The organism is Oscillospiraceae bacterium, from assembly GCA_034925865.1.
In the GTDB taxonomy this organism is placed as follows: Bacteria; Bacillota; Clostridia; order Oscillospirales; family SIG627; genus SIG704.
Map to the genome: position 1 here is coordinate 59,696 of JAYFRN010000003.1, position 7,390 is coordinate 67,085.

At 42.4% G+C, this 7,390-nt stretch carries 7 protein-coding genes and 1 pseudogene; 4 read left to right on the forward strand and 4 right to left on the reverse strand.

Annotated features, from left to right (window positions below):
* Window positions 1–61: 61 nt before the first annotated feature.
* From VB118_01280 to lexA, 3 genes are read right to left on the reverse strand one after another with little or no spacing between them, the layout of a single operon-like run.
* Window positions 62–955 carry a DUF3795 domain-containing protein gene (locus VB118_01280; GenBank protein ID MEA4831231.1) on the reverse strand — a complete coding sequence of 298 codons (894 nt, stop codon included), beginning with the start codon at window positions 953–955 and terminating at the stop codon, window positions 62–64.
* A complete protein-coding gene (locus VB118_01285) occupies window positions 952–1,722 on the reverse strand; it encodes a PHP domain-containing protein (protein MEA4831232.1) in 771 nt (256 codons plus the stop codon). Before VB118_01285 ends, VB118_01280 begins: the two co-directional genes overlap by 4 nt.
* 5 nt (window positions 1,723–1,727) lie before the next feature.
* Window positions 1,728–2,348: a transcriptional repressor LexA gene (lexA, locus tag VB118_01290; GenBank protein MEA4831233.1), complete on the reverse strand. Its 621-nt coding sequence runs from the start codon at window positions 2,346–2,348 to the stop codon at window positions 1,728–1,730.
* Window positions 2,349–2,846: 498 nt separating this feature from the next.
* On the opposite strand from lexA, the gene VB118_01295 reads away from it, so the two are divergent.
* The 4 genes from VB118_01295 (at window position 2,847) to VB118_01310 (ending at window position 6,988) form a co-directional block, all read left to right on the forward strand.
* Window positions 2,847–3,377, forward strand: a complete 531-nt coding sequence (locus VB118_01295; protein MEA4831234.1) for a QueT transporter family protein — start codon at window positions 2,847–2,849, stop codon at window positions 3,375–3,377.
* Window positions 3,378–3,431: 54 nt separating this feature from the next.
* The gene (gene queF / locus VB118_01300; GenBank protein ID MEA4831235.1) at window positions 3,432–3,917 is read left to right on the forward strand and encodes a preQ(1) synthase; all 486 of its coding nucleotides are present in this window, start codon (window positions 3,432–3,434) and stop codon (window positions 3,915–3,917) included.
* A gap of 77 nt (window positions 3,918–3,994) precedes the next feature.
* Window positions 3,995–4,537, forward strand: coding sequence for a DUF402 domain-containing protein (locus VB118_01305; GenBank protein ID MEA4831236.1), 543 nt, complete (start codon window positions 3,995–3,997; stop codon window positions 4,535–4,537).
* Window positions 4,538–4,936: 399 nt separating this feature from the next.
* A complete protein-coding gene (locus VB118_01310; protein ID MEA4831237.1) occupies window positions 4,937–6,988 on the forward strand; it encodes an ABC-ATPase domain-containing protein in 2,052 nt (683 codons plus the stop codon).
* Between the two features lie 261 nt (window positions 6,989–7,249).
* Here the strand turns inward: VB118_01310 and VB118_01315 are convergent.
* Window positions 7,250–7,390 (reverse strand): annotated as a pseudogene (locus VB118_01315) (transposase).

Here is a 7,390-nt window from a genome sequence, read left to right on the forward strand (position 1 = left end):
TCAAAATTTAATTTATGCCGTTTCAAGCTTGTCGGGATTATATTTTATCATTATTTTCGACTTATTTAATTGCCGTTTTAATAATTATCTCATCTTCTGTTTTACATTGATCATAATCGCCCACAAGCTGACCGTCATAGTGATAGACGATGCCGTCAGCTTTATTTCTCATCAGGCACCGAACGAGCTCATCCTCTCCGTATTCCCTGGCAAAGCGCGCAAAAGCACGGATTCTAAGCTTGTCGAGCATCGTTCCGCCGCATGGAAAATCCGCACATTCCCAGCATCCGTTTATCTCTTTATCACGGCAGCAGTTATAATTCTTGCACCAGCCGTGAATATCGCAGCCCCCCGATTGGCAGCCGACACAGGTTTTATTTTCAGAGCATACACAGCATGCAAGCCCGCAATAAGCGATACCTTTATGCTTGTATATGTAATATCCAAGACCCGGACGAAATTCATCGGTCGGTGTAAAACCGTAAAAGGCAAAAACTTCCGCACGCTCCGGAGTATGTCCGGCTTTAACAAGGATGACATTTGTCTCAAAATCATACGGAAAATTACCGGCAGCAAGCGCGGTAAGCTCTGATATGTTCCCTGCTGTTTCGTATGCAGACGCAATGTCGATTCTCAGTACTCCCGCGTTTCCGACGATGGGAAAGTGACTGTTAAACATCTCGACCGTTCCGACAACTTTCCCGTTCAGTCTATCGACAATGGAAAACCGGACAAATGCGCCTCTTGCGTATTCGTCAAGCCAGAAGCAAATACATGCTTGCATTTCGTTTGCCGTTGTATAATAAAAATCGTTCGTACATGAATCGGCGTTCATTCGTGCAACCGCCGCTTTATCTGAATAACATTCAAGCAGATCCTCAGCATCTTCGATCTTTACAAGACGCAGTATAAAATGTCCGGTTTCATATGTGGGGCAATTCTGATATATGTTCATAACAGTTTCTCCTTGGCTTCATAAAGATATAATCCGACATCCTCAGGACAATGTGCGTCGGATGCAGTAACAATTTTCACGCCATGCCATTTCATGGCGTTAAGCATATCCGAGTTCATGCCGATTTCCGCATTTACTCTGCGTTTGATTCCACTACTCTGTTCTGCATACATATTGTTTACAGCAAGAGCTTTACCAAGCTCTTCGTAATAAGGTAAAAGCGAGAACGACGGCTTGTGGCCAAACAGCTTTATGCAATCGGGATGTGCTATCCCATTATAGATACCGCTTTTTGCAAGGTCAACCGAAATTTCAAAATACCTGCGGTAAAGCCGGTCGACATCCATGCCATTCCAGTGTTCCGCTTTATGGTCGAAAGCAAAATTATCAATAAAATGAACACTGCCGACAAGAAAATTCAAACCTTTTTTATATGTGTTTTCTCTTACTAACTCCTCATACTCTTTGAAATAACACACCTCAAGCCCGAATCGGATTTTTACAGGATAGCTTTCATGCCTTATGTTTTCTATAAGCTTTAGATAATCTTCAAGACATAAAACACCTGCTTTTCTTGTAAACCACTTCTCGATATAGTCTGAATAGGCACAAACCTCGCTATACATCGGTACAAATTCGCAAAAACGGTAGCAATGCTCAAGCAGCCATATTTCATCAATATTGCGTGTTTGCGCGATTTTAACAAACTCATTTATCCAAGAAGCTGTATATGGACCTCTTTCAATATGAATATGTGCGTCGATCATTTCCGTCACCTTAAATCCTTAAATACTTTTATCGCCACGCCCTGTATACGGAAGCTGTTCAACAAATTCCCTTTTATTATTATATCCTCATACTCCATGTTCTCAGGATGGAGAATAATGCGGTTCTTCTCCGGATAATATCTTTTAAGCGTCGTCTTTTCTCCGTCAATAAGCGCGGCGACGATCTGCCCGGAGTCGGCGCATGCCTGACAGCGGATCAGCACAAGATCTCCGTCGTCTATCCCGGCGGCGATCATTGAGTCGCCATGCGCGCGGAGAAGGTAAAACGACCCTTTTCCGGTAAGCTCAACCGGAAGACGGATATATTCCGTCTCATCTTCTCCCGGCTCGTTCGGAGCTCCGCACGGGATACTTCCGACAATGCCGACGCGGTTTGAGGCATCGGCCTGAAGCTCACGTGTAAAATCTGTAACAATATACCGATGCCCGTCATATTCGATTTCGCCTTGCTCACGCATGTCGATCAAATACCGCTGTACCGTCGGGCGTGAAATGCCCGTGCCATCGGATATCTCTCTCGTCGACGGCGATCTTCCGCAGCCGGAATAATATCTGTTGACAAAATCAATAATCATGGCATAATTTTCTTTATTTTTATATCTCATAAATACCTCTTATAAGGCAATGAGCCGTTTGGCTCACATAGATAATATCAAATTCAGATCAATTTGTCAATAAATTACGTAATTATTTTTGAAAGAAATAATAATCCGCATGAATTTAATAAATATTTGATCATTTTACGCCAATATGATATCATTAAAATCAAATTATAGCTTCTTTTATCATTGCGCCGTCAATAGATTCTGCCCGACTGTGGATTTCCGGCTCTGATTAACCTGCATTTAAATAATTACCGTTTAAAGAAAAAAAGGTTTTGGTATATAGGCTTTTCTCTCTTCTTAAACAAGGCTTATTTAAATGCTATTAAATAAAAGTAGGTAAAAATCCGGTTTTTCCCGCTTGCACTTTTAACAAAATGTGATATAATATAAGTATTGTAATAGAAGACAGTTCGAAAACCATCCTGTCTATAAACAAAACTAGGTAAATTTTGTTTTTGGTCACGATCTGTACTTTTTATGTTTAAAAGGAGATTTTGTATGAACCTGAAACAAAACGAGAAGAAACCAAATTTAATTTTTACAGTAAGAATGCTTGTGGCCTCCGGACTTGTCATCGCGGCCTATATCGCCGTGATGTATCTGACACAGAGCTTTTCATTCGGTCAATACCAGATGCGTATCGCGACAGGCCTTTATGCACTGGCTGCCATTCACCCCTTCCTTGTCCTGCCCCTCGGGTTGGCAAATTTGTTAAGCAACGCATTGTTCGGCGGGCTCGGATTTTTAGACATGATCGGGGGCTTTGCCGCCGGCGTCCTGACTTCGCTCGGCTGCCTTTATCTGCGTAAAATAAGCGTATGGCTTGTCGGAATTCCGGTATTGATTATTCCGACGCTGCTTGTGCCTATCTGGCTGTCGGTTTTACTTACTATACCGTATATGGCGCTCGTGATAAGTGTTGGAATCGGACAAATTGCGCCCGCGATACTGGCCGTTTTTCTTGTAAGATACCTTGAAAAGCCACTGAAAAAGCTTCAGGATGGGACAGGCTTTGTACCTTCACGGTAAGCAACTATCAACGTCACAGAACATTGCGGCAAAACTGAAAGGCATGGTTAAATAATGGACAGGAAAGACGAGGGTCTTACGCATCTAGGCAACAAAAACAACGTATACTCATTCGAATACAATCCAAAGCTGTTGGAACGGTTTGAAAACAAGCATAAGGATAACGATTATTTCGTAAAGTTAAACTGCCCCGAATTCACGAGCCTATGCCCAATAACAGGGCAGCCGGATTTTGCGACGATTTATATTTCATATGTGCCTGATATATATCTTGTCGAAAGCAAATCGCTCAAGCTATATTTGTTCAGCTTCAGGAATCACGGAGATTTTCATGAGGACTGCGTAAATATAATTATGAAGGATCTCATCCGGCTGATGGCGCCAAAATATATCGAGGTCTGGGGCAGGTTCATGCCTCGCGGCGGCATATCCATAGATCCGTTCTGTAATTACGGAAAGCCTGACACGGAGTGGTTCGAAGCTGCCAAAAAAAGGCTTCAGACGCATGACATCAACCCGGAAAAGGTTGATAACAGGTAATAACTCAACCGTCCCTAATCAAAAAGGTTTAGGGATGGTTTTTACTTTGGTATATTTATAAGGCAGGAGACAGCGTTATGTATATAAAAACCCGTTATATGGCACGGGATGACTGGAGTCGTATCGAAGAAAGACGCTCTGCATACATGGAAGCAGAGTTTTTCGGTATAAAAGGATTTGCGGGGCTTTTATGTCTTGATAAAGTAAAAGCGCCGCTTGTTAAAGGAGTCCCCGGCGTTGATGTGAAGATCGTTGATAATGGTTTCCGCTGGCTTCAATTCGCTCCGAAGGGTGAACATTGGTGGCTTACCGTTATGGCGGATGAACGCGGAAAGATCGTTCAATATTATTTCGATATAACAAAAGAAAACGTCCTATGCGAAGAAAGCTCATATTTTTACGATCTGTTTCTTGATGTCGTTGCCCTTCCCGACGGAACGGTAGTATTGCTCGACAAGGACGAGCTTGACGCGGCGTTATCCGAGAATATTATTACAGAAAATGAATATAAACTTGCCATTAATACTGCCGATATACTGATTCGAAAAATCCCGGAAAACATCGGTCACCTTGAACAGTTTTGTTATAAGCTGTTTGACGAAATGAGCATATTATTATAAAATTATTTTATAATTTTTATTTATGTCTTGATAAGTATAACCTATTAAATTTATAAATTTTATTTTTATTTACCGATTGACAAATATCTTTTATTATAATATAATAATTATGTCGCATATTTTTGCGAAACATTTTAAGCCATAGGAGGCGATGTATATGAAAAAATTAAATTTTTCGGATGTATATTCGCCTTTAGCACTGCTGTTACTTATCATCAGTTGATAAGATGGCGTTTATAGCTTAATTGCGATTTGTTTATAAAAAACAGAAGCACATCCGAATTCCGGGTGTGCTTTTTCATTTGCGCATCCGGTAAAGTAAACGGGTGCGCTTTATATTTTATGTAAACCGATTCCGAAAACACAATTCGAAACAGAAACAACAAAGGAGTGATGCCCTTGAAAAGACTTAAAAACATACTTCTCGGTCTTGAGCCGAATACGCAGACTTACTCGGAAATGTATGAAGGTGAAATGAGAATTGTCCCGCCGAATTCGCCTTCATACATAGATAACGACAGTAAATATTACCGCGAAAATATCGGATTTGAATTCAGCCGGTCACACAAGCTCGCGCAGGACAAGCCTACAGTTACAATTATAATCCCCGCTGATCTATTATTTATTGAGAAAGAGGATTTGCCTATGAAAAGACTTAAATATTACCTTTTGCAGATGGAAAACAGTACAGCGACTTATAAAGAAATATACGAAGGGAAAACAGAAGTTCATTTCCCGCTTAAATCAAATGGAGATGAGCTTGATCCGGAAATTCAATATGACGCAAATTATTGGCATGATCAAATATCCTTTAATATCGATGCCACTCACAAGCTTGCTCAGGACAAGCCCACGCTGACATATCACATACCGACAGAAAAGCTTGGCGCAACCGCCTATACAACGGCAGCCGCAGATTATTGTCTCCGCGCATTAAGACCGTATATCGACGAGCTGAACGCTGAGCTTTATAACCGGAGCCGCCCGGATAAGGAAAACGGGAAATATTATCTTTACAATCCCGGCGGCGAAGTTTTAACGCGCAATTTGGCATATTTCGCGCTCTGCTCTCAGAAGGATTATGTAAACGGCAGCGGAAATACTGTTTATCTGTTGGACGACGGCGTACCGCGTCCGCCGAAAATGTGTCTGTGCATACGTATTCAGGTACAGCTTCCGTATAAAAAAATCCGGAAAGCAATGCAGATGCTCTGCCGCGATCTGCCCGACGCGGTGGATATGTTCGTAACTCAGTTTGATTGTGAGTATCTTAACGACATTCTTACACTTGCCGAAAAGCAGGCGGCGATACGCGCATGGCTCAGAACAAGCGAATACAGCGCATTTATTGCAAACGGCAGTGTTCTTCCGCGCGATAAAGGCACCGAGCTGCCGATGAAAAATGCGATACCATTCAAATCGACGACCGGGGATGAAATCGAAGTCTGCGGCGTTCGCGGTATGGGCATCCGACGCGGCGTGATGGTAATCACCGGCGGCGGATATTCCGGCAAATCCACGTTGCTCGATGCGATATCGGCGGGGATATATAACCACATTTCCGGCGACGGAAGAGAGCTGTGTATAACCGACGACAGCGCCGTGACGATCTCCGCCGAGGACGGACGAAGCGTAAAGAATGTCAATATCTCGCCTTTTATCAAATGGATTCCCGGAGGAGACACGCGGAATTTTTCCACCGAACACGCCTCCGGTTCGACTTCTCAGGCGGCAAATATAATGGAAGCGGTCAATGCCGGCGCGAAGCTTTTGCTTATTGATGAAGACAAAAGCGCTACTAATTTTATGATACGCGACAGAATGATGAAGGAGCTTATTGAACGCGAGCCGATTACGCCGTTTACCGACCGTGTAAACGAATTATACCGGGAAAACGGCGTTTCTACTATTCTCGTCATAGGCGGCAGCGGTGAATACCTTTCGGTTTCTGATAAAATCTATATGATGGAGGATTTTTTAATACACGATGTTACGGAACAATCAAAGATGATCTGCAATAAATACGGCGTTGCCGCCGGTCTTCCCACGTCGGTAAATTGGTCATATCTGCGCACGCTTCTTTCCGACGGATTTTCATCATATCCCGAAGGCTGCGGTACGGAAAGACTTGAGGTTTCGGACATGGGATTTATTTTAATCGGCGATGAACGGATCGATATCCGTATGCTTCATAATATCGTCACTCCGGCACAGCTGAACGCGGTCGGATTTATACTCCGTCAGCTCGAACTGACAAACAGAGATTATAAAATCAATATAGATGAACGGATGGATCAGATGTATGAACAAATTGAAAAAGAAGGACTTGACTGCGTGTTTTCATCCTTCTTTACAACCTGCGAGCGGTTTCTCGATTTACCGAGAAAATGCGAGCTTTTGGCGGTAATAAACAGGATGAGGGGGGTTAAATTTGTGATTGAGGGAAAATAATCATGAGGGACTTTGCTTGATATAAATGCACCACCATTTACAATTAGTGGTACATTTACTCTAATTATTTCATAAATAGTCTAGTTTAGTGTATCATTCATATTTAATATATTAATCGACCTTCAATCCATGCTCTCCGTGTGGAGAGCGACTATCATATTTCATTAATATGCTTATCCCTTTTAACACAGCAAGTGTAAGGGGCTTTGACGAGATGGATGCGGACAACAAGTTTTCGAAAAAGCCAAAATAGATGCGCCAACGGTTGAAGCGATACGTAAATTCATCGAGATACGATTGAATATACTTTCCGCCCAGTCCATGGAAAGTACCATCAATGAATAGTTTTGCGTTACCAACTATCGTATGCAGCCATTTCAACATGTCTTTGTCTGCATTGAA